General features: G+C 68.8%; 14 protein-coding genes. 7 read left to right on the top strand and 7 right to left on the bottom strand.

Annotated features, from left to right (window positions below; all coding sequences use genetic code 11):
• Positions 1 to 759 precede the first annotated feature (759 nt).
• A complete protein-coding gene (locus ACWDR4_RS02265; RefSeq protein WP_450402781.1) occupies positions 760 to 8,982 on the bottom strand; it encodes a ricin-type beta-trefoil lectin domain protein in 8,223 nt (2,740 codons plus the stop codon).
• 410 nt (positions 8,983 to 9,392) lie between these two features.
• On the opposite strand from ACWDR4_RS02265, the gene ACWDR4_RS02270 reads away from it, so the two are divergent.
• From ACWDR4_RS02270 to ACWDR4_RS02280, 3 genes are all read left to right on the top strand, one after another.
• Positions 9,393 to 11,444 (top strand): hypothetical protein, encoded by a 2,052-nt coding sequence (locus ACWDR4_RS02270; RefSeq protein WP_450402783.1) that lies wholly within the window; start codon positions 9,393 to 9,395, stop codon positions 11,442 to 11,444.
• An 862-nt stretch (positions 11,445 to 12,306) separates the two neighbouring features.
• Positions 12,307 to 12,945, top strand: coding sequence for an FG-GAP repeat domain-containing protein (locus ACWDR4_RS02275; protein WP_450403326.1), 639 nt, complete (start codon positions 12,307 to 12,309; stop codon positions 12,943 to 12,945).
• Between the two features lie 112 nt (positions 12,946 to 13,057).
• The gene (locus ACWDR4_RS02280; protein WP_450402785.1) at positions 13,058 to 14,509 is read left to right on the top strand and encodes an outer membrane protein assembly factor BamB family protein; all 1,452 of its coding nucleotides are present in this window, start codon (positions 13,058 to 13,060) and stop codon (positions 14,507 to 14,509) included.
• Here the strand turns inward: ACWDR4_RS02280 and ACWDR4_RS02285 are convergent.
• The 4 genes from ACWDR4_RS02285 to ACWDR4_RS02300 form a co-directional block, all read right to left on the bottom strand.
• Positions 14,483 to 15,739, bottom strand: coding sequence for a sialidase family protein (locus ACWDR4_RS02285; RefSeq protein ID WP_450402788.1), 1,257 nt, complete (start codon positions 15,737 to 15,739; stop codon positions 14,483 to 14,485). The two genes, ACWDR4_RS02280 and ACWDR4_RS02285, sit on opposite strands and share 27 nt — an antisense overlap.
• 150 nt (positions 15,740 to 15,889) lie before the next feature.
• Positions 15,890 to 16,558 (bottom strand): response regulator, encoded by a 669-nt coding sequence (locus tag ACWDR4_RS02290; RefSeq protein WP_450402789.1) that lies wholly within the window; start codon positions 16,556 to 16,558, stop codon positions 15,890 to 15,892.
• Complete coding sequence (locus ACWDR4_RS02295; protein ID WP_450402792.1) at positions 16,555 to 17,751, bottom strand: sensor histidine kinase; 1,197 nt, start codon at positions 17,749 to 17,751, stop codon at positions 16,555 to 16,557. The genes ACWDR4_RS02290 and ACWDR4_RS02295 overlap by 4 nt, the downstream gene beginning before the upstream one ends.
• 119 nt (positions 17,752 to 17,870) lie before the next feature.
• Positions 17,871 to 19,961: an MMPL family transporter gene (locus tag ACWDR4_RS02300; protein ID WP_450402794.1), complete on the bottom strand. Its 2,091-nt coding sequence runs from the start codon at positions 19,959 to 19,961 to the stop codon at positions 17,871 to 17,873.
• Between the two features lie 226 nt (positions 19,962 to 20,187).
• Here ACWDR4_RS02300 and ACWDR4_RS02305 point away from each other — a divergent pair, with 226 nt between their 5' ends.
• On the top strand, positions 20,188 to 20,367 hold the full coding sequence (locus tag ACWDR4_RS02305; protein WP_450402797.1) for a hypothetical protein: 180 nt from the start codon (positions 20,188 to 20,190) through the stop codon (positions 20,365 to 20,367).
• Positions 20,368 to 20,392: 25 nt separating this feature from the next.
• Here ACWDR4_RS02305 and ACWDR4_RS02310 read toward each other — a convergent pair whose 3' ends face one another.
• Together ACWDR4_RS02310 and leuA are read right to left on the bottom strand one after the other, a co-directional pair.
• Positions 20,393 to 21,106, bottom strand: coding sequence for a TerB family tellurite resistance protein (locus ACWDR4_RS02310; RefSeq protein WP_450402800.1), 714 nt, complete (start codon positions 21,104 to 21,106; stop codon positions 20,393 to 20,395).
• Between the two features lie 220 nt (positions 21,107 to 21,326).
• A complete protein-coding gene (leuA, locus tag ACWDR4_RS02315) occupies positions 21,327 to 23,057 on the bottom strand; it encodes a 2-isopropylmalate synthase (RefSeq protein WP_450402802.1) in 1,731 nt (576 codons plus the stop codon).
• A 336-nt stretch (positions 23,058 to 23,393) separates the two neighbouring features.
• On the opposite strand from leuA, the gene ACWDR4_RS02320 reads away from it, so the two are divergent.
• The 3 genes from ACWDR4_RS02320 (at position 23,394) to ACWDR4_RS02330 (ending at position 26,171) form a co-directional block, all read left to right on the top strand.
• Positions 23,394 to 24,467 carry a M4 family metallopeptidase gene (locus ACWDR4_RS02320; protein WP_450402804.1) on the top strand — a complete coding sequence of 358 codons (1,074 nt, stop codon included), beginning with the start codon at positions 23,394 to 23,396 and terminating at the stop codon, positions 24,465 to 24,467.
• A gap of 20 nt (positions 24,468 to 24,487) precedes the next feature.
• Complete coding sequence (locus ACWDR4_RS02325; RefSeq protein WP_450402807.1) at positions 24,488 to 24,754, top strand: protealysin inhibitor emfourin; 267 nt, start codon at positions 24,488 to 24,490, stop codon at positions 24,752 to 24,754.
• An 88-nt stretch (positions 24,755 to 24,842) separates the two neighbouring features.
• On the top strand, positions 24,843 to 26,171 hold the full coding sequence (locus ACWDR4_RS02330) for a GH1 family beta-glucosidase (protein ID WP_450402810.1): 1,329 nt from the start codon (positions 24,843 to 24,845) through the stop codon (positions 26,169 to 26,171).

The following is a 26,171-nucleotide window of genomic DNA, read 5'->3' on the forward strand; positions in this document are numbered from 1 at the left end:
GCTCGCGTCCGACAGGTGCAGCACCGCGCCCGCCGCAGAGCTCCAGCACACGGTTGCCCATCCCCTCGTACACATGCGTCGTCTTCAAGGCTGGCCTGAACACCTGGCCCGGACCGCCCTGCCGATCGTCACCTGACGCCTCACCCACCAGCCCGCGACACTGCGGAAGGAGTACGCCCGCACCGCCTCCGCGTGCCGTGGCACCCCGGCGCAGCGACACGCCACAACCTCGCCCGCGATCACGCGGGACAAACGGGGTGAACCAGCAGCCCGGTAACACACTCACGACCGCTGGCGAATCGAGGCTAACTACGCGATTTGACTGATGGCGGCACCGGGGTATCGATCAATCTCGTTGCTCCTAGAGAAGAACGACGGCGCATCGACTGGACAATCAGCCATCGCCCACGATGGATTACCCGAAACAATGAGACCCTCCCCACCCATGGACTCCAGAAGGAAAATGTAGTCCAAATATTCAACAATTCCGTACTTTCTAGCCAAAGCGTCGGCTTCGCTACCCGATACTTTCCGAATAACGAGTCCCTTCATCGATGACCTCAGAAACATGACCTGAACATTCCCTGCATGCACTTCAATTCGAGGCTTAGATGCAAGACCGAGATCAGAATCACTACGCAGGAGCAGGGATCGATGCGTGACCGAATATTCCCACACCTTAAAGATTCTATTAGGCTCACTAAATTCCATTTCACCCCTTCAGGGATTCTCCATTCAACCCATCCGCGTTGGCTTTAGTCACGCGAATGGATTCATTACATCCAGCACCCTCTCCCCTCCGGAGTACCACTCTATGGAGTCCCACGAGCGATTACCCATTCTCACCTGCCTCTCTACCACGCTCATCTCCCATGCCGTTCCTGCACCAGGACCGGGGAGTTCCTGACCAGGACCGATCCCGAACTGCCGGCCGCGCCGCACTGCCACCCCAAAGGCATCAGATATTGCAGCGGGTGTCCCACCTGCTCCTGGCATCCCATCAAGCGTAATTGAGAGAGTGACATTCTCGTCTGCCACGCCGGACATGACGCCGGACATCCACTGTGGAACTCCTGCTGAATTCACGCCACCATAGGCTGGTCCATTGAATGTTTGTGCGTTCGCGTCACCTGCTGCTCGCAATTTCGCCGCAAGAGCATCTGAGTGTTCCTCAACACCCAAGACAACGCTGCTGCAGTTGTGTACCAGTACCGGTGCGGCCTCTGCGAGCACATAGTACGTGTGGATGTTGCTGACGGAGAGGTTATGGACGGTAACGTCCTGGGTGGTCCAGCGCTTGATGGCGGTGATCTGGATGCGGGTGCCGGCTCCGGTCTGGAGCCACTGGCCGGGCTGGAGGTCGGTGGCGTCGGTCCACTTGCCGAGTTCGGGGACCCAGAAGGGGTGACGGTCGGTCGCGGTGATCTCGGCGGTCTTCGTGCCCTTTGCGCCGTCGGTGTCGATGGTGACCTTGACGAGGTGTTTGAGGCTCGTGCCCTTGATTTCGGAGGTGACCGTCTCCACCCGGGTCACACCGGTCTCCGGGTCGGTGGCCATGACCTTGTCACCGACCTTGACGTCCTTGATCGCCTTGGTCGAGCCGTCGGCCATCAGAACCCTGGTCTCCGGGGTAAAACTGTTGTTCGTGCAGCCGGGACTTCCACCGCTCGATCCGCTGTCACCGCCGGAGTCGTCGCGTCCCGAACCCCCGCGTGAGCCACCGGACTTGGACTCCGCCTTGCCGCCACCGTCCGAGCCCTTGGACTGAGCCGTCTTGCGTGCCTGGACCTGTGGGGCGTTGCCCCGGGCGCCCTTGGACCCTGTATGCGACTTCTTCTTCGCGGCTTCGGCTGCGGCCTTGGCCGCTGCTCTCGCCTTGCGTTTCGCCTCGGCCGCCGCGGCCTCCGCCGCCTTCTTCGCCTTGATCAGCGCCGCCTTGGCCGCCTTCGCCGCCTTCAGGCCCGCCTCCGCGACCACCTTCGCCGCCCGCCAGGCCTTCACCGCGCCCAGCGTGGCCTTGAAGGCCTTCCACATCTTCTTGCCCTTGGAGAAGACGCTCGTCCACGGAATCGCGTCCATCAGCAGGCTGCCACACGCCCACAGGTCACCCTGCGAGAAGCAGCCCACGATGTCGTTCCAGCCGACGAACTCCTTGAACACCGCCCAGCCGACCGACAGGATCACATCGCCGATCGAGACCGACAGCGTCCGCTGGTACTCCGCGATCTTCGCGTCCAGTGCCGCCATCGACGCGTCGAAGCTCGACGCCGATGAGGTGAGGCCGCTCGGGTCCGAGTGTGTGACCGGGTTGTTGTTCGCGTACGAGTAGCCGTTCGCCTGGAGCGGGTCGCTCTGGTCCAGGACCGGGTCCACCGAGATGAAGCGGCCGGTCGCGGGGTCGTACTCCCTTGCTCCCAGGTGCACCAGGCCCGAGCCCGCGTCGTCGTCGCCCGTCGCGTACGCCGTGCGCGAGCGTGTCGCCACGTTCGACGTGCGGTCCTCGCCCCACGGGTCCTTCTTGCTCACCCGTACCGACTGGTCGCCGTCCAGCTGCACCTCGGCCAGCGGGGTGCCGTTGTGGTCCACCGCGTTCGCGAACACCTGCTCGTCCACGCCGGACGTCGAGGACGCCTCGCGGTAGCGCGTCACGGTCGGGGCGCCGCCGTGGCCGTAGGAACGCTCCGCCGAGCGGAGCTTGCCCGTCGGTGTCAGGGCGACCGTCGTGTCCGGCAGGTGCAGGACCGCGCCGGCGGCCGAGCGCTCCAGTACACGGTTGCCCATGGCGTCGTACACGTACGTCGTCTTCGAGGCCGGCTTGAACACCTGGCCCGTCGCCGACGCCGAGCAGGTCGCCAGGACCAGGTCCACGCCGTTCGTCAGCAACGCGGCGTTCATGCACAGGCTCGTGCCCACGAGCTTGATCAGGCCCGTGTCCAGGACCTCCCAGCGCTGTGCCGCCGTGGCCTTGTTGCAGGGCTGGATCTGGACCGCCGCGCCCGCCGCCGTGCCGTTGGGCTGGGCGCAGCTCCCGCCGACCACGAACTGGCCGACGGCCGCGTTCTCGACCGTGCCGTTGTTGTCGGTGTCCAACGCCTCAAGGCGGAAGTTCTGCGCCTTGGTGCCGTTGCACACGTACAACTGGAGGGCCGTGCCCGCCGTGGTGCTGGAACCCGTGAGGTCCAGGCACATCTCCGACGCGCCCACCCAGGCCCCGGAACCCTCCGGCCCGAAGCCCGTCACCGACTCGACCTGGCCGTCCCACGTCCAGGTCAGGCCCTGGGACGTGTCACCGCCCGTGGTGCGGTTGATGAGGTTGCCCGCGTCGTCGTACGTCTGTGTGGAGCGGGTCTTGACCTCGGCTCCGGCCGCCGTGTGGGTCGTGGTGTCGTACGAGGTCAGGGTGTGCGGCTGGTCGTTCTTGACCGTGGCGACGTCGTTCTCGCCGAAGTTGTAGTCGGTCGTCACGTCGTTGTTGGTGGCCACCGTCCCGGAGGTGACTGTCGGGTCCGCCTTGTGGACCGTCTTCGACTCCCGGTTGCCCAGCACGTCGTAGGTGTACGACTGCCAGTAACCCGCGTTGTTCGAGGAGACGTTGACCGTTCCGTCGGAGTACACCGGCTCGGCCGTGCTCTTACCGTCCGCCTTGCATGCCTTGCCGCTCGGTGTCGTCCATGCCGTCTTCAGCTGTCCGAGCGTGTCGTACGTGAAGCACTGCTGGTCGGTGGTGGACGTGGGGCCCGAGCCGAGGTTGTCCGAGACCGACAGGATGTTGCCCGAGGCGTCGTAGGCGTAGGCGCGCTCGCTCACCTCATGGGCGGCCACGACCGACGTGTCGGTCGCGTTCTCCCGGACCAGCGCGCTGGTGAGCAGTTCGCCCGTGGACTCGTTGAACGAGTTGTCCTGCCACAGGCGGTGGCCGATCTCGCCGACCGTCGAGCGCAGCACCTGCCCGTAGGGCGAGTAGTCGGTCTCGGTGACGTACCAGTCGTCGCCGGAGACCGTGACCGGGAGCCCGGCCTGGTTGTAGCGGGTGATGACGGACTCGGCGGTCAGGCCGCCCACCTCGGGGGTGGTGTACTTCTCCAGCTGACCGTCTTCGTTGTACGTGTAGTTGTACGTGTACTCGGTCTTGAAGCCGTCCGCGGTCGTGCCCACCGTCGTGCCCGAGGGCATGGTCAGCGTCATCGACGTCGGCTGGTAGTCCGCCGTGTACCCGGCGATCGACGTCTTGTACGCCTTGCTGCCGTCCTCGTAGCGGATCGCCGAGGCCAGCTGGCCCTTGCCGCCAGGGGCGGAGTCGTAGGCGTACGACTGGACCATGGTGCCCGAAGTCGCGCCCGCCGGGGTGAAGTTGACCTCCGACACCCGAAGGTAGCGCTCATAGCTGTACGCCAGCTTCCCGCCGAGGGCATCGGTCGCCGAGGCCACGCGGCCCGCCGCGTCGTAGTCGGTGTTCGTGGCGCCGGAGTCGGGGTCGGTGGTGTCGGTGACCCGGCCGAGTGCGTCGTACTTCCAGGTGCGGGTGTGGCCCACCTCGTCCGTGGAGGTGACCATGTCGCCGCGCAGGTCGTACTCGTACGTAGTGGAGATCGCGTTGGCATCGGTCAGCGCCGTGTCGCTGTACGTGTCCTGCTGCACCGTACGGCCCAGCGCGTCCGTCCACACCCGGGAGCCGGGCGTGCCCTTCGGCTGACGGACGATCGTGTAGTCGAGGCCGTACTCGTAGCGGGTGGTGCGGTCCGTGCTGGGCACGGCCGTCCCGCCATTGTCGTGCGTCGTGCCGTCCTGTGCGTACGAGCTGTGGTACGGCGTGACCGTCAGCACGCGACCCAGGCCGTCGTACGTGTATCTCGTCTCGTTGGGGACGAGCGAGTCGGAGTCGGGAACGACCAGCTTGGTGCTCGGCTCGCCCGCCATGTAGTAGGCGTTGTTGGTCTTGCTGACCTGGCCGGAGGAGTTGTGGAAGGTGTCGGTGACCAGTTTTCCGCCGCCCACCGCCGGGGTCTGGGACTGCCGTTCGCGGCCCAGACCGTCGTAGATCGCGGTGGAGGCCGTGTAGACGGCCTTGGTGCCGTCGGCCGCCGAGGTGGGGTTCCGCTCCAGGGACTCGGTGACGACGGACACCGGCTCGTTCTCAACAGTGTTGTACGTGTAGCGCGCCGTGGGGTCGTCCGTGGCAGGTTGGGTGGGGTCCCAGGCTGCCGTCGTACGGCCCAGCGCGTCGTACTCGTACGACGTGGAGCGGCCGTTGGGGTCGGTCGAGGTCAGGGTGGCGCCGCGGCCGGGTTCCACCGTGGTGACCGAGATCAGTCCGGTCTCCGCGCCCTCGACGACATTCGTGCCCTGGACCGTCGTGATCTCGTAGACCTGGCCGGAGGACGGCCCGTAGGCCGTGGTGTTGGCCAGCCCGGTGGGGCCGGTGACCTTCGTGACCCGGCCGAAGCCGTCGTACGTCGTCCGCGACTCGGGGTAGGAGGAGTTCCAGCCCGTACCCGCCTCCGTCGGCACCACCGTGCGGGTCGCCTGGCCCTTGGTGGGCGTGGCGGTCAGCGAGGTGGCGTCGTCGTAGAAGACGCGCGAGCCGGTGACCAGTGTCGAACCCGTCGCCGCCGACAGCGCCGTGGAGCAGGTCGACGTACCCGTCGTGGTGATCGTCTGACTGACCAGGCCGATCAGGTAGACGCCCCTGACGGCGGTGGTTTCCTTGGTGTCGTTGTTGACGTACGAGGTGTAGGTGCACGACTCGTCGTTGGGCTGCGCCTCGTCGCCGTACTCGCGGACCAAGGTCGGTAGACCGTACGTCGAGTCGTAGTCGGTCTCCGTCAGTACCGTGCGCAGTTCCTCGTCGTCGCCCGGGCGGGTGCCCGAGGACTTGGTGACCGTCTTGACCTTGGCCAGGGTGACGCGTTCGGAGACCACGTCCGGGCCGTCGGTGCGGTCTCGGGTGGCCAACCGCACCGGGGGGTTGGGGTAGTTGACCGTGCGGGATATCCACTCGGCTGTGGTGTCCGAGTCATAGTCGGGGTAGGTCAGGGACTCGGCGACCATGCCCGCGTAGGCCTTGAGGTCGTCCGCGATGACCGCGCCGGTGATGTCCTTGGCCTTCAGGGTCCGCTTGGTGCCGTCCGCGAGGACGTCGTCGCTCATGCCCCGGAAGTAGCGGGTGACCGACTTGGAAGCGACGGTGTCCGAAGGGGCACCCTTGTTACCGGTGACCGTGATGGTGACCGGGTAGCCGCGCCAGTCGTCCCAGGTCCGGGTCTTCGGGCGGGAGAACTCCGCCTGGTTCTTGGCCCAGAGCGCACCGGCGACGAGGTCGCTCTCGTCGGTCTCGTACTCGTACGTCGTCGTCACGTCGTTCACCGCGTCCGCCAACTGCGCGTCCTCGGTGATCTTCTCGACCACGTATTTGTGGAACCAGGACGTGTGCTTGTCGATCAGCTCGCCGTCGGCGTGCCAGAAGACCGGATAGCAGCGCAGCGTGTTCTTGTCCGGTGCGGGGAGGTTCGTACCGGTGGCGCAGGCGTCTTCGGGTGCCTTGTACGTGACGCGTGTGCTGCCGCCGTACTCGGAGACAACTGTCTGGATGCGCAGCCGGCCGAACAGCGGGTCCGTGTCGCCCGAGCCCTCCTTGACGCGGTTGGGCAGCGCCTCCATATTGGCGCCGAAACGGACCGGGTTGAGGGGCTTGGTGTCACCGTCCACCCCGTAACCGGTACGCGTGATGGACTCCAGCCACAGTGCGGTGTACTCACCGGTCAGCCCCCAGGGGAACGACTGGGCGAGGCTCCAGGAGTCCACCTTCGAGAGGAGGGTCGTGCCGTACGTGGTGTCCGCGATGCCGCAGGCGTAGCGGGAACCCGAGTCGTCGGCCGGGTTGTACTCGGTCAGCGTCACGCCCTGCTGACGCTGGGCGCATGCGGTGACCGTCGCGAGGCGCTTGCGCGACCAGAACGTCGGGCCGTACGTCGAGCACTTCGCGCCCGTCTCGCAGGCGAGGTCGGCGGGGGTGTCGTACCAGGGGCGGGTCAGGTACGACTGCTTGGAGTCGAAGTTGGTTTCGGAGCACTCCGGCGTGCCGACACCGGGGTCCTTGAAGCAGCGCTCCTCCTCGGTGAAGTTCACGCGGCCCAGCGGCTCGGCGGAGTAGAGGGTGTTCGAGCGCTGGCCGTAGTCGATGCGGGAGAGGTAGCCGCCCCGGTCGTACTCGACCGCCTCGGCCACATTGTTGTTCTTGGCGTAGGCGTTGGTCTCCTTGTCCCACCACAGCGACATCGCGTTGCCGTTGAGGTCGACGACGTAGTCGAGCTGGAAGCGCCAGCCCTGGTCGCAGAAGGAGTCCTCGAACTTCGTGGCGTGGCACGGGTCGCTGCTGTGGTTGCCCGCCACCGGCACGTTCAGGACCGACTCGGTCTCCTCCTTGCCGGAGGCCCAGCCGGGCAGACGGTTCAGGCCGAAGTAGTACTGGGTGCCGTCGCTGGTGGTGACCCGCCAGAACTCCCCGTTGTTGTCACCGTTGTTGGACGTGTGGGTGACGTCGAGGATGCGCTTGTAGTCGTCGCTGGTGAGCAGCTCGACGCGAGTGTTGTCGCCGCGGGCGCTCTTCCATTCACCGGTGTCGTCGTCCAACACCAGCTCGGTGGTGGTGCCGTTCAGGGACAGCACCGCGTTGTACGAGCCCCAGCACTGGTCGCCCGTGAACTTGCCCGCGTTGTTCGCGTTCGCCGTGTCGGCCGCGCAGCCCACGAACGTGCGGGTGATCGCACCCGGGTTGTAGTCCCAGCCCTCACCGATCCACGAGACCTGGTTGTTGGTGGAGGACGTACGGCCGTCCGAGGACTGCGAGTTGTAGCTCAGGGTCACGTTCGGGGAGGGACCGGCCGGGACCTGTGGGCCCGCCATGGTGTACGCGTACGTGAAGGCTCCGGACGAGCCGCCCTGCGACCAGGAACCGGCCGAGGAGATCGGGGTCGCGCCGAAGTCGCCGCCCGAGCCCGCCCCGTAGGAGGTGCCCATCACCAACGCACCGTTGACGGAAGAGTCGACCTGCCGCACGCTTCCGGCCTGGTCGCCGCCGCGCCACACGGCCGAGTCGACCGAGCCCTCGTCGGTGCTCGCGGCCGTGGAGACGCTGGTGGACGTGGCCGTGGACACCGACGCCAGGTCAGCCGTGTCCACGGTCAGGTTGAGGAGCGTCTCCTGTACCTGCTTCTCGGTCTCGGCGTCCTCGGCGGGCTCGTCGGTCGCCGTGTCCTCGCCCGGGTCCGTCTCCGACCCGGTGTCGTCGCCCGTCTCACCGACCGGCACGGTCACCTCGTCGGCGGTGCGCTCGACCTCGGTGGTCAACGGGATACCCGTCGAACACCCTTCCTCGTCGGGGGTGGTGAGGTAGCAGGCGGGCATCAGGGCGAAGGACAGCCGGTCCAGCCATTGCGCGCTGTACGCCTCGGCGAAGCGGGTCGCGTCGATCTGGATGACCGCCTCGCCCGTGGCCGTGTCCGGCGGGTCGACCTCAAGAAGGAGCCCCTGCGCGCCGGCCGCCACCGCCTCGGCCTCGGGCTTGACCTCGACAGTCCACTCGCCCTCAAGGGCGTCGGCCTCGGCGGCCGTCGCGTCCTCGGGTGCTCCGACGCCGACGGTCACCGTGCCGTCGGTGGAGGCCGCGACCTGCTCGGTGGTGCCCGGGGCCAGGCCGACGACCGGCACATCGGTGCCGGTCACCGCCGGCACCGGTACCACCGCCGCCGGTTCGTACGGCTGGGCCGGCTCGGTCGAGGGGACGCCGTCGAGTTCATCGAGCTTGCCGGTAGCGGTCTCGTCCAGGACGAGGGCGTCCGTCTCCTGCAACTCGTCGAGCTCGACCTCTGTCGTACGGGGGTTGTTGTTGTCGGGGCCCAGGGCCACCGCGCCCGGCAGGACCGCGATGTTGAGGGCGAGGAACAGGGCGGCGACGACACCGAACCGCGCTCTTCGGCGTATCAACCGCTCACGAGACGACCTGCGCGCCAGCGAACCTCTGCCGCACCACGACAAACCCCCACCCACGGCCAACCGACCTTCCCCAGCCCGATCCACAACCATCAGAAACGTTCAGGCCGTTGGCACACGGCGATCAACGATGAGGACGAACTTGCGGGTTTGTGAAGATCCACGTCAAGGCGAGATAAAGGTGTGTTAGCTATGCCACTTTCCAAATCTGAACAAAGAATGGCAAAAAAACGTATCTGGCCGCCCATCGTTCCGCTCCGCCTGTTTCCCCTCTCCACAAGGGTGTTGATCTCGTAGGGGTCGCCTGCTCATACTCCAACCGCCCGAGCACAGCGCGTCGCGCGTTCGCACGGTCTGTCACCGGACCCGAGGGCAACCCCGAATCAGTGTTGGAGAAGGGCCCCTTGAGCGACCTCGACAGCGCCGCCGAACCGAGCGAGGCGGCCCCCGCGGCAATACCCCCGAGCGCAACGACCGGCAGTCGGAGAGGGCGGACGGTCCTCGCCGGCGCACTTGCGCTCGCGCTGCTGGCAGGCGGTGCCACGGTCATGGCCCTGCGCGACGACAGCACGTCCAACACGTCGTCCGAGGCCGACGCCCGGACCAAGCGCAAAAGCGAACCGATCGACGAGGACACGGCCCAGCGGCAGGCCCGCAAGACCGGCCAGAAGGTCCAAGTCGCCTCACTGACCGACGAGTTCTCCATCACGTACGCCAACCCCGACGGCACCTTCACCTATGCGGTTTCCGCGCAGGCGCAGCGGGCGAAGAACGCCAAGGGGGAATGGGCTCCGATCGACACCTCGCTGCGGCAGGGCGACGACGGCTGGTCCACCGTGAACAGCCTTTACCCGGTCACTTTCGCAACGGGCGCCCCCGACCGCGCTCCGGCCTCCAAGGCCCGGGCCAGCGGGGCGAGTTCCGCCGTCGCCAGTGCCCGTACGGCCGTCTACCGCACGACGACCGGCACGGCGAGCAAGCGCGCGGTACAGGCCGCCGACCAGGTCGCCGACACCGCCTGGACCCCGTTGCTGACGATGACCGCCGAAGGCCACGAGGTGCAGGTCGAGTGGCCCGGCACGCTGCCCGAGCCGGTCGTCGAGGACAACAAGGCGCTGTACGAAGGCGTGTTCCCGAACGTCGACCTGATGCTCACCGCACGCGACACCGGCTACACCCACGTCCTGGTCGTCCACACCCCGGAAGCCGCCGCCGCACTGGCCGCCGCCCCGCCCCGCTACCGCTTCACCTCACCCACCCTCGCCTTCTCCCTCGACTCCGCCACCGACGTCCTGCGCGGCAAGGACAAGGACGGCAACGAGATCACCGTCTCGCCCACCCCGTTCCTGTGGGACTCGGCGGGCACCCACGACACGGACACCCCGGCCACCGACCCGGACGCCTCCACCGGCACCAACGAGAACCCGGAAGTTGTCGAGGAGTGGTCCGGGAACGGCGACTCCTCGGACAGTGACGCCTCGGAGGACGGGGGCACGGACGACCCGATGGCCCCCTGGAACAACAGCCCCGTCGCCTCCGACGCCGACCCCGCCGCGTACGCCGTCCCGGCCGCCGCGACCGACACGCTCGCGCTGCCCGCCGCGCACGGCCCCGGCGAGGGCGCGCACGCCACCACCGCCAAGGCATCGATGGACAACGACGGCGTCCTGACCATCACCCCGCCCGACGCCTACCTGACGGCCGCCGAGGCCCCGGTCTACCCGGTCTTCCTCGACCCCTCCACCGTCGGTATCAGGGCCAACTGGACCACCGTCTACAAGAAGTACCCCAACTCCAGCTTCTACGACGGCGCCAACTACAACGAAGACACCAAGGAAGCCCGGGTCGGCTTCGAGAAGGACACCTGGGGCACCGCCCGGTCCCTCTTCAAGTTCAAGTTCCAGAAGTCGATCAAGGATGCGACCGTCACCAGCGCCCGGATGGAAATCCTGGAGACCCACTCCTGGTCGTGCAGCAAGCGCACCATGCAGGTGTGGCACACCGGCCCGTTCTCCTCCGGCACCACCTGGAACAAACAGCCCACCTGGAGCCGGAAGATCACCTCCAAGTCGTTCGCCTACGGCTGGAAGTCCAACAGCTCCTGCCCCGACACGAACGTCCACTTCACAGGACGCCGCCGACAACGGCTGGTCCACCCTCAACATCGGTCTGGTGGCCTCCAACTCCTCCGCCGCCCCCACCTCCAACGCGACCAGCCTGGAAACGGACTCCTACTCCTGGAAGAAGTTCAAGGCCGAGGAGGACGGCGCCCCCCAGCTGTACATCAACTACAACCGCAAGCCCAACGCCCCGACCGCGATCGACATGCAGCCCGGTTCGTGCGACACCAGCACCGAGCCCTATATCCGGCTCGGCAAGACCACGCCCTACATCAGCGCCAAGGCGACCGACCCCGACGGGGTCCTCACCAAGCTGGAGTTCGAGATCGGGCGTGACGGCACCCACGTCCCCGACAACTACAACAACACCAAGAGAAGCATCTTCAGCACGATCAGCAACGGCGAGACCGGCTCGGCCCGCCTTGACAGCCTGGTCAACGGCGTCACCTACCAGTGGCGGGTACGTGCCTGGGACGACCAGTCCAGCAGCAGTTGGGGGCCCAGCGGCGGTACCAGGTGGTGCCGGTTCACGTACGACACGACCCTCCCCTCCTCACCCACGGCCAGCTCGGTGGACTTCCCCCGGGACACCGACATCAACGGCGACAGCGAGGTCTGGTCAAAGGAGCCGTTCGGCACCGCCGGCGCCTTCACCTTCACAGTCGGTGACCCACAGGAAACGGACATCGTGAAGTTCGTCTACTCCATCAACTCGACGAACACGGCCAGTTGGATCTGCGCCAATGGCACCAGCGGAACGACAGACGGCCTCGCCAAGTCCTGCAGCGCCACCAGTACTCCCGTCACCTCGCTGACCGTCACGGGTGTCAAGCCGCCTTCCGCCGGCCCCAACCTCCTCCACGTCAAGGCCGTAGACGCGGCGGGCAACATCTCCCCCGAGTTCAAATACAGCTTCTACGTCACCCCACGCACCAAGGCAGACGCCGCCGGCGACCTCAGCGGCGACGGGGCCCCCGACTTCGCCTCCCTCTCCGCCGCCGGAAACCTGCTGATCACCTCGGTCTCCAAGAGCGGTACGTGGATCTCCGGTTCCTGGGGCATCCATGAGCGCTGGAACCTGCTGATGGACGGGAACACCGCGCCCCACCTCTGGGACGGCGCCGCCACCAACCCCCAGTACTCCCTGATCACCCACAACGGCGACTTCGCCCCCGCCGACGGCGCGACCGACTGGGTGATGCGCACCCCCGACGGCGGGCTCTTCATCTACCCCGGCGACGGATACGGCGGCCTCGACGTCAGTCGACGCATCGAGGTACGACTGCCCTCCAACGCCCCCTCCCCCACCACCTTCTCCGAGATCAAGTCGGCGGGCGACATCACCGGCGACGGTCAGCCCGAACTCTTCGTCGCCGGTGGCACGGGCGGCGCCGAACTCTGGGTCTTCTCCGGCTACAGCGGCGGCTACTTCACCACCGCGACCCGGATGACCACCGCCGACTGGGGCACGCGGGACTTCGTCACGATCGCCGACTACAACAACGACGGTGCCGCCGACATGATCTACCGCATCGCGGGCGGCACCCTCTACCTCCGCAAGGGCATCCTGGAGAGCGACGGCACGGGTACGGTCCTCACCAGCCTGGGCACGTCCGGCGCCAGCCTGGACGGGGACGACGTCTACGCCACCGGCATGACGCCCGCCCTCTTCCCCCAGCTCTACGGCAGCCCGGACAACACCGGCGACGGCAACCCCGACATCTGGGCGACCAACTCCGCCGGGGCACTGCTGCTGTACCACGGCGGTGCCACCGCCATCGGCAGCGCCAGCACACTCCGTACCAGCGGCTACAGCACGGTCATGCAGCTGGGCTGACGGTACGACAACCAGGTTGGCTGAAGTCCTTCTTCAAGCACCCTCCGCCGCGCGAGAATGCTGCCCCGGAACGGGTCACGTGCGGCGGGGCAGGGCGGGGGCGGCTGGCGGGATGACGGCGACTGATGGTGCGGCGGCTGACGGTGCGGCAACGGATGGTGCGGCGACGGATGGCGTGGTGCCGGGGCGGTTCGGTGGGCGGCGGCGGTTCATGGTGCTCGGGGCCGGGGGACTCGCGGCCGTGGCCGGCGGGGTCGGGACCTGGCGGCTTCTCGGCGGCGGTGCGGAGCAGTGGCCGTGGCAGCAGGTCTGGGCCGAGCCGCTGGACGGGGTGTATCCCTCGGCGCTCAACGCGCACGCCGGTGTCCTGTACCTGTCCGGTTTCGGCGGGGTCATGGCGGTGGACCAGTCCCGCGGCGGCAAGCGGTGGCAGGCGCTGTCGGACCTCGACAGCCAGTCCGTCCCGGTGTTCGGCGCGGGTGTTGTCTGTATCACCGGCGTCCGCACGGGTGGGCGGACGGTGGTGAACGGTCTTGAGGCGTCCTCGGGCCGTGTGCTCTGGGAACGCGAGGTCGACGGTCTGACCGATTACGCCCCGACACCGGCCGGGGACGTCATGCTCGTGGTGATCGGGGACGCCGTCGTGGCCTCGCCGACCGTCGTCCACGCGTTCGACACCCAGTCCGGCCAGATCAGGTGGAGCACCGAGCTGCCCGCGAGGACAGTGGATCCGTCGGCGCCGGTGTCCGGGCACGGTCTGGTGTATCTGACCTCCGGGGTGTTCACCGAGGGGTCGATGGCCTGGGCACTGGATCTGGCGACGGGCGCGCTGCGCTGGAAGTTCCCTTCGGAAGGCTTCCTGGGCGCCCCGGTCCTGGCCGGACGCGAACTCCACATGACCGCCAGCCCGAGCAGCGGCAGTGCTGACCAGCGGCACAACGCGTTCGTCACGCTCGACGCCGTTTCGGGGAAGGAGCTGCGGCGGGCGGGGAACCTGCCGGTCGGCACCGAGCTGAGCGTCCAGCGGGTGGGCGGCACGCTGTACGCGGCGGTCCGCCGTTACGGCGACCAGTACCGCACCACCCTCGTCGCCGTCGACGTGTCGACCGGCCGGGTGCGCTGGCAGGCGGACACGGGCATCGACATCGTGCGGACCTTCCGCGTCTCCGGCGACACGGTCCTGGCCGGGGGCAACGAGCCCCCGGAAACGACCGGTTCCTATCTCGTCCAGGTCTTCGACACCGCCACCGGCCGCCGCCGCTGGAGCCGCGACATGGGAACCCGCGTCGGCTCGAAGGGCCCCGTCCTGACCGACGGCACGGTCTGTGTCCCCACCCGCGCCGCGAAGTACACCGACCGGGGCACGCTCACCTTCCTGGACCTCGCGTCCGGCACCACCCGCTGGCAGCAGCCCCTGTCCGCCGGCGGTGGCGCCACGGCGTGCCCGGACGGCCGCACGCTCTACGTCATGGCCATGCCGTTCCCGACGCCCCCCGGAGAGACGTCGGAAAACCGACAAGTCCCCACGCTGTACGCGTTACGGCGCGGGGATTCCGATTCCTGACGACACCGTCCCCACACCCACCCGCCGGAACTCGATCGACTCGTAGGTCCCGGCATCCCCCGTCTCGTACAGCACCCCCACCACCCGCCGGTCCACCGGCACCAGGTCCGAGTAGGCCGCCCGACGGTTCGACAACGTCAGCACCTTCGTGAACGTCTCTCCCCCGTCCCCGCTCCGCCAGATCGCCAACGACCGCCGCGCCGTGGGTTCCGACGGTCCCGAGAACAGCAACGCACCCGAACCGCCCCGGAGTTGGAGCACACTCCCCTGCACGATCGGGACGTCGTTCAGCGTCGGCTGGACCGTGTACGGGCGGTCCAAGGACTTCGCGCCGTCGCTTGAGTAGGAGTCCAGCCGGTTCCCGGGCATCGACCCGTTCTGGTCCCTCGACGAGAAGTACAGCCTGCCGTCCGGGAGTTGGGCCGCGGTCGTCTCGTTGGCGTTCACGATGCCGTCGTACGAGTCGTCCACGAAGCCCAAGTGCCAGGTGCGGCCCGCGTTGTCGCTGTAGATCGCGTGGCCGCCGTAGTACTTGGACTCCTGGCCCGTGTCCGACGAACCCGTCGGCGGGGCCGCCGAGTGGTTGGACGGGATGACGATCCGGCCTGCGTGCGGACCCCTCTCCAAATAAACAGCATGTCCTGGACCCGTCGCGTACCAGCGCCAGTTCGGCAGCTTCGTCTGGGCCGTGATGTCGCGCGGGCGCGTGAAGCGGCGGCCGTCGCTCGCGCCGGTGCTGGTCTGGACGAAGACCCTGCGGCTCTGTTCCGGCGTCGCCTCGCCCCGCATGATCTGGGCCTCCGTCACCGCGCCGGAGTTGTACGACGTCACCAGCACGATCCGGCCCGTCCGCCGGTCCACCACCGGCGCCGGATTGCCCCGCGTGTCACCGCCCCCGGCCGCGACCACCGACAGCGGACCCCAGGTGCAGCCGCCGTCGGTGGAGCGGCGCAGGACCACGTCGATGTTTCCGCTGTCTCCCGCGCCGTCGTGTCTGCCCTCGGCGAAGGCCAGAAGGGTGCCCTTGCGGGTCGTGACCGTGGCGGGGATGCGGTAGGTGTCGTAGCCGCCCTGGCCCGCGGTGTAGGGGACCGACGACGTGCAGTACGAGCGGGTGGCCGCCGCCTGGGCCGGTGCCGTGGTGAGGCCGGTGGCGGTGATCAGCGCCGCGCCCGCGGTGGCGGCCAGCAGCGTACGACTCAAGGGGCTCAGGGGGCTCAGGGGCGTCATCGCTCTCCCTTGCGGAGTGGAGTGGGGGGGTGTGCCCGTGCAACTCGATGCGACAGTAACTCCGCTGACGGACCGTCACCACTCGTAGCGCGTACGGAACATACGTACCCGCCCACCCACCGCACCCCTTTGCGCCACTCCCCGCCGACCTCACCCCGCCCCCGGCGTCACCAACCCCGACTCGTACGCCACGATCACCAGCTGCGCCCGGTCCCGCGCGCCCAGCTTCCCCATGATCCGGCTGACGTGGGTCTTCGCGGTCAGCGGGCTCAGGCCCAGGGTCTCCGCGATCTCCGTGTTGTTCAGGCCCCGGGCGACCAGCCTCAGCACCCCGCGTTCCCGTTCCGTGAGGCATTCGGGGCCGCCCGTCGGCGTCGGCGCCTCGGCGCTGCGCAGCAGGCGGGCTATCAGGCTCGCCGTCGGGCCCGGAGACAGGAGCGCCTCGCCTGCCGCCACCGTGCGGATCGCGTCCAGGAGTTCCGCCGGTTTCGTGTCCTTGACCAGGAAGCCGGACGCGCCCGCGCGCAGCGCCTCCACCACGTGCTCGTCCGTGTCGTACGTCGTCAGGACCAGCACCTTCACGCCCGCCAGGTCCTCGTCGGCGGCGATCAGCCGGGTCGCCTCGATACCGTCCAGGTCGGGCATCCGGATGTCCATGACGACCAGGTCGGCGCGGGCGCTGCGGGCCAGTTCGACGGCCTGACGGCCCGTACCCGCCTGTCCTACGACCTCCATGCCCGGCGCCGACTCGACGAGCATCGCGAAGGCCGCCCGTACGAGAGTCTGGTCGTCGGCGAGCAGTACGCGGATCGCGGTCATCCGGCCCCCTCCCGGTCTTCCCTGTTCACCGGCAACGGCAGTACCGCACTCACCCTGAACCCCCCGTCCGCCCCCGGGCCGGCATCAAGCGTGCCGCCCACACTCCGCGCCCGTTCCCGCATCCCCACCAGCCCGAACCCGCTGCCGTCCCCAGGCATACCCATCCCCGCCCCGTCGTCCGTCACCTCCACCCGCAGGGCGCCCTCACCCCCGTACAGCCGCACCCGTACCGTCAGATCCTCCCGTCCCCCGTGCCGTACGGCGTTCGTGAGGGCCTCCTGGACGATGCGGTAGGCCGCCGCGCCCACCGCCGGGGGTACGGCGTCCGCCCGTACCGCCAGTTCGACCTTCGCGCCCGCCAGCCGCGCGGTCTCCGCGAGGTCGGGCAGGCCGGCCAGGCCCGGCAGCGGGCCGCGCCCGTCTCCGCCGCCCTGGCCCTCCCGCAGTACCTCCAGCGTCGTACGCAGCTCACCGCGTGCCGTTCGGCAGGTCTCGGCGATGTCGTCCAGGGCCTTCGCGACCGCCGTCCGGTCCAGGCGGTCCGGGTCGGCGGCCAGGACATGGGCGGCCACCGAGGTCTGGACGCCCACGAGGGTGATGGTGTGGGCCAGCAGGTCGTGCAGGTCACGGGCCACGCGCAGGCGTTCCTCCGCGACCCGGCGGCGGGCCTCCTCCTCGCGGGTGCGTTCGGCCCGCTCGGCGCGCTCGACGATGGCGGACATGTACTGGCGGTAGAAGCGGAGGTCGATGCCGACGAACAGGACGGCGATGATCCAGCCGAAGATGCGCAGGAGTTCGACCGCCTGTTTGGTGTCCACGGTCAGCATGACCGTCATGGAGATGGCGAGAACCGTCGTGCCCGTCAGCAGCGTGCGCAGGGGGCGGCCGGTGACCGCGACCGTGTACAGGGCCACGAATGCCGCCGGGGTCGGCGCCGAGTGGTTGTTGTCGAGGGCGTGGTACGGCACCACCAGCGCCACCACCACCGCGAGGACCAGCATCGGACGGCGCCTGCGCCACACCAGCGGCACCTGGAGGGCGAGCAGCAGCGTCCAGCCGAGTGCGTCGGGGCGGCGACCGTCGTCGACGAGCAGGGCCATGGCCGTACCGGCGACGGCGGTCGTCAGGGCCAGCAGCGCGTCGTTGCGGGTCGCGTGCGGGGCGCTGCGCGGGTCGCGGATGATCGCGGCCATGATCCGCTCGCCCCATCCAACACGGGCCGCTCTTCCGGTAGTCGGCTGCACGGGTTCATCCTCCGTCAGCGGGCGCCCCTCCGGCAGGGAGGGGCGCCCACGCACACTTACGACAGTTCTCACACGGGTTCCGGCTGGCGTTCCTGTCGTACGGCGTCCGGGTCCGGCTTCCGGGACAGGGCGCCCGGCCACCACACCCTCCTCCCCAGCGCCACGCTCGCGCTCGTCACCAGGTACGTCCGGACGAGGAACGTGTCGAGGAGCACCCCGACCGCGATCACGAAGCCCAGTTCGACGAGTTGGACGAGGCCCATGTTCGTCAGCACCGCGAAGGTCGCGGCGAGGACCAGCCCGGCGGAGGCGATGACCCCGCCCGTCGTCCGCAGTGCGGTGAGCGCCGCCGCCACCGGTTCCGCGCCCCGCAGCGCCTCCTCGCGCATCCGGTGCATGAGGAAGATGCCGTAGTCGACGCCCAGCGCGACCAGGAACACGAAGGACAGCAGCCCGAGCCCGGGATCGGTGCCCTCGAAGCCGAGCAGCGGCCCGAACACCAGTCCGCCGATACCGAGCGAGGCCCCCCACACCGCGACCACGGCGGCCACCAGCATCAACGGCGCGACGAGCGACCGCAGCAGCGCGACCAGGATCAGCAGCACGGACGCGAGCACGATCGGTACGACGACCCACCGGTCCCGCGCGTTGGTGTCGACCAGGTCGATCTGCTGGGCGCTCGGTCCGCCGACGTACGAGCCCTTCAGCTCGTCCCGCAGCTCCTTGATGGTGGTCGTCTCGGCAGCCGACTGGGGCGCGTCCTTCGCGAAGACGGTGATCTCGGTCCAGCCGTCTCCCGTACGTCCCTTCTGCGCGTCGCTGATCCCGTCGGCGGCCCGGATCGTCGTGAGAGTCCGGTCCGCGCGTCCGGCCGGGGTGATGACGCTGATGGGCTGGGTGCCCCGGTCCGGGTAGGCCTTGGCCAGGGTCTGCATCGCGGCGACGGCCTCCGGTTTGTCGACGAAGGCGTCCTCCTGCTTGACCGGTCCGGGCAGGTTCAGCGCGCCCAGGGCGAGCGCGCCGAGCAGTACGGCCCCGCTCGCGAGGACCACCAGGGGCCGGCGTCCGGCGGAGCTGCCCATCGCGGCGAAGAGCGACAGCCGGCGCGTCCTGGGCGTGCTGCCGTACGCGGGGACGAGGGGCCAGAACACCCGGCGGCCGAGCAGGACGAGGATCGCGGGGAGCAGGGTGAGCATCGCGACCAGTGCGCACAGGACGCCGACCGTGCCCAACGGGCCCATGCTGCGGCTGGAGTTGAGGTCGGCGGCGAGCAGGCACAGCACCCCGGCGGCGACCGTGCCGGAGGAGGCGAGGACGGCGGGCCCGCAGCCGCGCAGGGCGGCGAGCATCGCGTCGTACGGCCGCTCGATCTGGCGTAGTTCCTCGCGGTAGCGGGAGACGAGGAGGAGGGCGTAGTCCGTGCCCGCGCCGAAGACGAGGATCGTCATGATGCCCGAGCTCTGGCCCGAAACCGTGGTGCCGAAGGCCTGGTGGAGGCCGTAGGCGACGCCCATCGACAGGAAGTCGGCGATGCCCGCGACGACCAGCGGCACCAGCCACAGCACCGGGCTGCGGTAGATGAGGATCAGCAGGACGGCGACCACGCCGACGGTGGTGTAGAGCAGCGGTCCGCCGAGCGAGTCGTAGACCTCGGCGGCATCGGTGGCGAGCGCTCCCGGTCCGCCGACCTCGACGTCCAACCCGCCCTCGGTATGGGCGACTTGGCGCACGTCGTTCACGAGGGCGTCCCGCTTGTCCTCGTCGGTGCCGGGCTCGTTGCTGCTCACCGGGTACATGAGGGTGGTGCCGTCGGCGGACGGTACGCCCTGCGGGGTGGCCGTCAGGACGTGCTCGCCGGCGATCCTGTCGACCTGTTCGGCGGCCGTCGCCTCGTCCGCGGCGGTGAGTCCGCCGTCGCGGTGGTAGACGAGGACCAGCTGGGTGGTCTCGCCGCCAGGCAACTGGTCCTGGATACGGGTGACTTGGGTCGAGTCGGCGTTCGCGGGCAGATAGTCGGTGATCCGGTCGTGCTGCACCTCGGAGAGCTTCGCCGCGAACGGCCCGACGATCGCGAGCACCCCGACCCACAGCCCGAGCACGAGCCAGGGCACGGCTCGGCGGCGCCGTGCGGCGCCTGTCACTGTCCTTGCGGTCCCCATGGACCCCTTGGCCCCCATGTCGAGGCCCTCCCCTCGTCCGGACTTCCGGCTGACGCCATTTCTTGATGACGCTCTCCAGAATTCCGTCGCCCGGGGGCCGATTCGTCGCGCGGGAGGGCGAGTTCGGGGCTACTACCGGGGGTGACACGGGGGCCGGACTACTCCCCCGGGAGTACGAACCGAGCGATGGGGCACCCGGGTCCTACCCTTTGAGAGGAACCGTCCCATGCTTGGTATAGGCGCAGCAGTACTGTTCTTCATCGCGTTCCTGATCAACGCGGCCGAGATCTCGACGAACGACGTCTTCACCTCCACGAACGTCATGCTGCTCGGCCTGATGCTCCTGGCCCTGCACGTGGCGGGAATCGGGACCGGCTGGTCCGGCCGGTCCAGCCGCAGGCGCTGACGGAGTCGGCTCTGCGCGACCCGCTTCAGGACGGCGTACGCGCCGCCGCCAGCAGCCGGGTCACATCGTCCCCGCAGATCGTCAGCGCCGCGCCGACCGTCGTCAGGACGTCGCGCTCCGCCGGGGTGTACGGGCCGTCGGCCAGGGCGATGCGGGCGCCCTGGAGCAGGATCGATTCGCGGCCGGGGGCGGCGAGGTGAGGGGCCAGGGGGTCCAGGGCCTCGTGCAGTTCTATGGCGAGGCCGGGGCCGCACGGGGGGCCGAAGAGACGGCCCGTGTCGGCGGCGAGGGCTTCCACCAGGGCCGCGAGCTGGTCCTCCGTACAGTCGTCGAAGCCAGCCGCACGGACGCCCGTCACCGCTGTCTCCAGGGTGTGGCGGGCGTGGGTGCCGCCGGCGGCGAGGACCGCGAGGGCGACCGTGTGGACCGCGTCGCGGAGCATCGCGGAGAAGCGGGTGGTGGTGGGGTGGTCGAGGACGTCCGTGCCGAAGTGGCGCTGACAGGCCCCGCATTCGACGACCGGGCCGGTCTCGCCGCGCGGGAGGACTGGTACGCCGAGGAGTGTGAAGCGGCGGCGGCCGGTCAGACGCTGGTAGTTGCGGTCTCCGCCGCAGCCGGGGCAGAAGAACTCGCCGTCACCGACGCCCGTCCAGACCGTACGGGAGCCCAGGACTCGTGCTGTCCGGCCTCCGCGCACGACTCGGCGGTCTCGGCCGTATCGTCCCCGTCCTGGGAGCACTTCGCACCTCCGGTAACCCCCCACTGCCTGTTGCAGGGCGCGGGAGGTACCCCCACCGGCAACACTGCCGCGCAGGCGTGATGTTAGCCACATTGTTGATGCGGAGTCAGTACCCAGGACCAGACCTGCCCATGACCCACCCGTGGTTTGGCCGGTAAACGACGGACGCCCCGCCCGCCACTGAGGGCGGACGGGGCGTGAAACCAACCGGTCAGGTGAGTCAGCGGCCCGCGCGGTTGACGGCGGAGACGACCGCCTTCAGGGAGGCGCGGGTCGTGTTGGCGTCGATGCCGATGCCCCACAGGACCTTGTCGCCGATGGCGACCTCGATGTAGGAGGCGGCCTGCGCGGAGGCGCCCTCGCTCATCGTGTGCTCGGTGTAGTCCAGGAGCCGCGCGTCGATGTCCAGGCCCTGCAGCGCGTGGAAGAAGGCCGAGATCGGGCCGTTGCCCGTGCCCACCAGGGTGGTCTCGACGCCGTCGACCTCGGCCTCGACGGTGAGGGTGTCCACGCCGTCCTTGTCGGTGGTCGACTGGCCGGTGCTGACCTGGATCCGGCCCCAGGGGTTCTCGGGGTTGGGCAGGTACTCGTCCCGGAAGACCGTCCAGATGTCCTTCGGCGTGATCTCGCCGCCCTCGGCGTCCGTCTTGGCCTGGATGAGCCTCGAGAACTCGATCTGCATCCGGCGCGGCAGGTCCAGCTTGTGGTCGTTCTTCAGGACGTACGCGATTCCGCCCTTGCCCGACTGGGAGTTGACCCGGATCACGGCCTCGTAGGACCGGCCGACGTCCTTCGGGTCGATCGGCAGGTACGGGACCGCCCACTCGATATCGTCGACGGTGACACCCTTGGCCTTCGCGTCGGCCTCCATGGCGTCGAAGCCCTTCTTGATGGCGTCCTGGTGGGAGCCGGAGAAGGACGTGTAGACCAGGTCGCCCACGTACGGGTGGCGCGGGTGGACCTCCATCTGGTTGCAGTACTCCCACGTACGACGGATCTCGTCGATGTCGGAGAAGTCGATCTGCGGGTCGACGCCCTGCGAGAACAGGTTCATGCCCAGAGTGACCAGGTCGACGTTGCCGGTGCGCTCGCCCTGGCCGAACAGACAGCCCTCGACGCGGTCGGCGCCGGCCATCAGCGCCAGTTCGGCGGCGGCGACGGCGGTCCCGCGGTCGTTGTGCGGGTGGATCGACAGAACGGCGTGCTCGCGGCGGGTCAGGTTGCGGCCCATCCACTCGAAGCGGTCCGCGTGCGTGGACGGGGTCGAACGCTCCACCGTGGCGGGCAGGTTGAGGATGATCTCGCGGCCCGGGCCGGGCTGCCAGACGTCCATGACCGCCTCGCAGACCTCCAGTGCGAAGTCCAGCTCGGTGTCGGTGAAGATCTCGGGGCTGTACTGGTAGCCGAACTCCGTCTCGGGGCCCAGCAGTTTCTCGGCGTACTCCATGACCAGGCGGGTGCCGTCGACGGCGATCTGCTTGATCTGGTCCTTGGAGCCGCGGAAGACGACGCGGCGGAAGACGGGCGCGGTCGCGTTGTACAGATGGACGTTGGCGCGCCTGGCGCCCTTCAGGGACTCGACGGTCCGCTCGATCAGGTCCTCGCGGGCCTGGGTCAGTACGGAGATGGTGACGTCGTCGGGGATGACCCCCGGCTCCTCGATGATGGAGCGGACGAAGTCGAAGTCGGTCTGGCCGGAGGCCGGGAAGCCGACCTCGATCTCCTTGTAGCCCATCTTGACCAGCTGGTCGAACATCCGGCGCTTGCGCTCGGGCGACATCGGGTCGATCAGGGACTGGTTGCCGTCGCGCAGGTCGGTGGAGAGCCAGCGAGGAGCGACGGTGATCCGGTTGTTCGGCCAGGTGCGGTCGGGGATGTCGACCTGCTCGTACTCGCCGTACTTGTGGATCGGCATGGAACTGGGCTGCTGGCGATTGGCGCTGTGGGCCATGATGCGTGGGCTCCTCGTGGTGTCCTGAAGGACGGCCGACGGCGCAACGCCAGACTCCGCGGGGAGGGGGTCGGCCTCGACTTACAGGCCCTCGCCGCGGCAGCTAAGGAGGAGCAGCCCGATACGCATGATGCGAAGCATGCTAGCCGAGCCGCGCCGGGGGCGCGGGCCTGTATCACTATGCGGGACTGTCAGTATGCGGGAGCGGAAGAATGAAAGGGGCAAAAAGTGCGCCATACCACTCTGTCACTGAATGATGGGCTCCTTATCCCGGTTTTTCACCAATCATGGTTGCGGGTAGTGACAGCCCCATGACGCGGTGCAAAGGTGCCGGGCATGACGACCAACGGGGGCTTTGAGCCCGTCTTCTGCACGATCATCCCGCCGCACGTCCTCGACAAGGTGGCCCAGGCCGACGACCCGGTGCTCGCCGGTCCCGCCCGCCGCACCCTGGAGCACGACGCCTACCAGCGCACCCACCGCCGGCTGACCACGGTCCTCGGCGCCCCGAGCGTGGCCCTGCCCGCCGGACCGCCCGAGGAGAAGCCGCTGCGGTCCATCTACGACGCCGAGCACCGCCAGAGCCTGCCCGGCATCCTGGTCCGCTCCGAGGGGTCCGACCCGGGCCAGGACGCCACCGTGAACCGCGCCTACGCCGGTCTCGGTGCCACCTTCGACCTCTTCCTGAAGGTGTACGGACGCAACTCGATCAACGGCGAGGGCCTGCCACTGGACGCCACCGTCCACTTCGACGAGGACTACGGCAACGCCTTCTGGAACGGCGAGCAGATGGTGTTCGGCGACGGCGACGGCGAGATCTTCCTCGACTTCACCCTGCCCATCGACGTCATCGGCCACGAGCTGACCCACGGCGTCACGCAGTACACGGCGAACCTCACCTACTTCGGTCAGCCGGGCGCGCTCAACGAGTCCATGTCGGACGTCTTCGGCTCGCTCATCAAGCAGTACTCGCTCGGCCAGACCGCCGCCGAGGCCGACTGGCTGATCGGCGCGGGCCTGCTCGCCCCGCGCGTCACGGGCACGGCCCTGCGTTCGATGCGGGCCCCGGGCACCGCGTACGACGACGACGTGCTCGGCAAGGACCCGCAGCCCGCGACGATGGACGACTACGTCCGCACCGGCCGCGACAACGGCGGCGTCCACATCAACAGCGGCATTCCCAACCACGCCTTCTACCTGGCGGCCACCGCCCTCGGCGGCTACGCCTGGGAGAAGGCCGGACAGATCTGGTACGACGTGCTGACCGGCGGCGAGCTGTACGCGCAGGCTCAGTTCACCGACTTCGCCACGCTGACCGTCGCCGCCGCGAGGGCACGGTACGGCGACGGCGGCGACGAGCTCCAGGCCGTGCTCAAGGCCTGGGAGCAGGTCGGGGTGCGCACCTTCTAGTTCCGTACTAGACAGGCTCCATGCGTATTCAGGTGAGGCGTACGGGCGGGTTCGCGGGCATCGAGCGGTGCGCCGAGGTGGACACCTCGGGGCTGCCGGACGCCCCCGAGTGGCACGCCCTGGCCGAGAAGGCGATCGCCGACGGCCGGGACACCCGCCCGACCGGGGTGCCGGACGGCTTCAGCTACGAACTCACGGTGGACGGGAGGACGGTGTACTGCGCCGACCCCCGGCTCACGGAGGAGCAACGGAAGCTGATCTCAAGGGTGTTGAAGGAGGGGGCGTAAGGGGTGTATCGGGTGTCGAGGGCCCCGGAGGGCAGCGCGTAACCGCCTGTTCACTCCCGGCCGTTGACACCCCTTACCCCCGATACCCATGATCCGGCGCATGGCGACCAACCCGATACCCCAGTTCCCGGCCGGCTTCCTGTGGGGCGTGTCCACCTCGGCGCACCAGATCGAGGGGGCGGTGGACCAGCGCGAACCGTCCGTGTGGGACGCCTTCACGGCCGAGCCCGGGCGCGTGAAGGACGGCTCGACGGCCGCGGTGGCCTGCGACCACTTCCACCGCTACCCCGAGGACGTGGCCCTGCTGGCCGGCCTCGGCGTGGACGCGTACCGCTTCTCGATCTCCTGGCCGCGGGTGAACTCCCCCGGCGGCCTGGACTTCTACGACCGGCTGGTGGACGAGCTGTGCACGGCGGGCGTACGTCCCGTCCCGACCCTCTTCCACTGGGACCTGCCGACGAGCCTGGACTGGCTGGAGCGGGACACGGCGACCCGGTTCGGCGAGTACGTGTCCGTCGTCGCGGAACGGCTCGGCGACCGTGTGAAGAAGTGGATCACGATCAACGAGCCCGCCGAACACACCCTGTTCGGGCATGCGTTGGGCGCCCACGCACCCGGCAAGCAGCTGATGTTCGACGCCCTGCCGGCCGCCCACCACCAGCTCCTGGGCCACGGTCTGGCGGTACGGGCACTGCGCGCCGCCGGTGCGACGGACATCGGGATCGCCAACTCGCACGGGCCGACCTGGCCGGCGACGCAGGAGCAACCGGACCTGGAGGCGGCCGAGTTCTACGACCTGCTGCTCAACCGCCTGTTTGCGGATCCGGTCCTGCTGGGCCAATACCCGGACGGGATAGGGGACTTGATGCCGGGCGACGTGGAGTCGGACCTCAAGATCATCGGGGAACCGCTCGACTTCTACGGCGTCAACTACTACGCGCCGACCAAGGTGGGCGCGCCGCAGGGCGCCGACATCGAGTTCGGCGGGCTGACGATCCCGGCCGAACTCCCCTTCTCCGTCCAGGAGATCGAGGGTGTGCCGGTGACGGACTTCGGCTGGCCCGTCGTACCCGAGGGGCTGACCGAGCTGCTCACCACCTTCCGGGACCGTTACGGCGACCGGCTGCCGCCCGTCGTCATCACCGAGAACGGCTGCTCGTACGAGGGACTCGACGACCAGGCCCGGATCGCCTACCTGGACGGTCATGTCCGGGCGCTGCACCGGGCGGTGGAGGCGGGCGTGGATGTGCGCGGCTACTTCGTGTGGTCGCTGCTGGACAACTTCGAGTGGGCGGAGGGGTATGCGCGGCGGTTCGGGCTGGTGCACGTGGACTTCGAGGACCCTGTCGCTCTCACACGGACACCCAAGGCCTCGTACGGCTGGTTCAGGGACCTACTCCGGGCGCAGAAAGACTGA

This window comes from Streptomyces sp. NPDC000878, assembly GCF_053599695.1.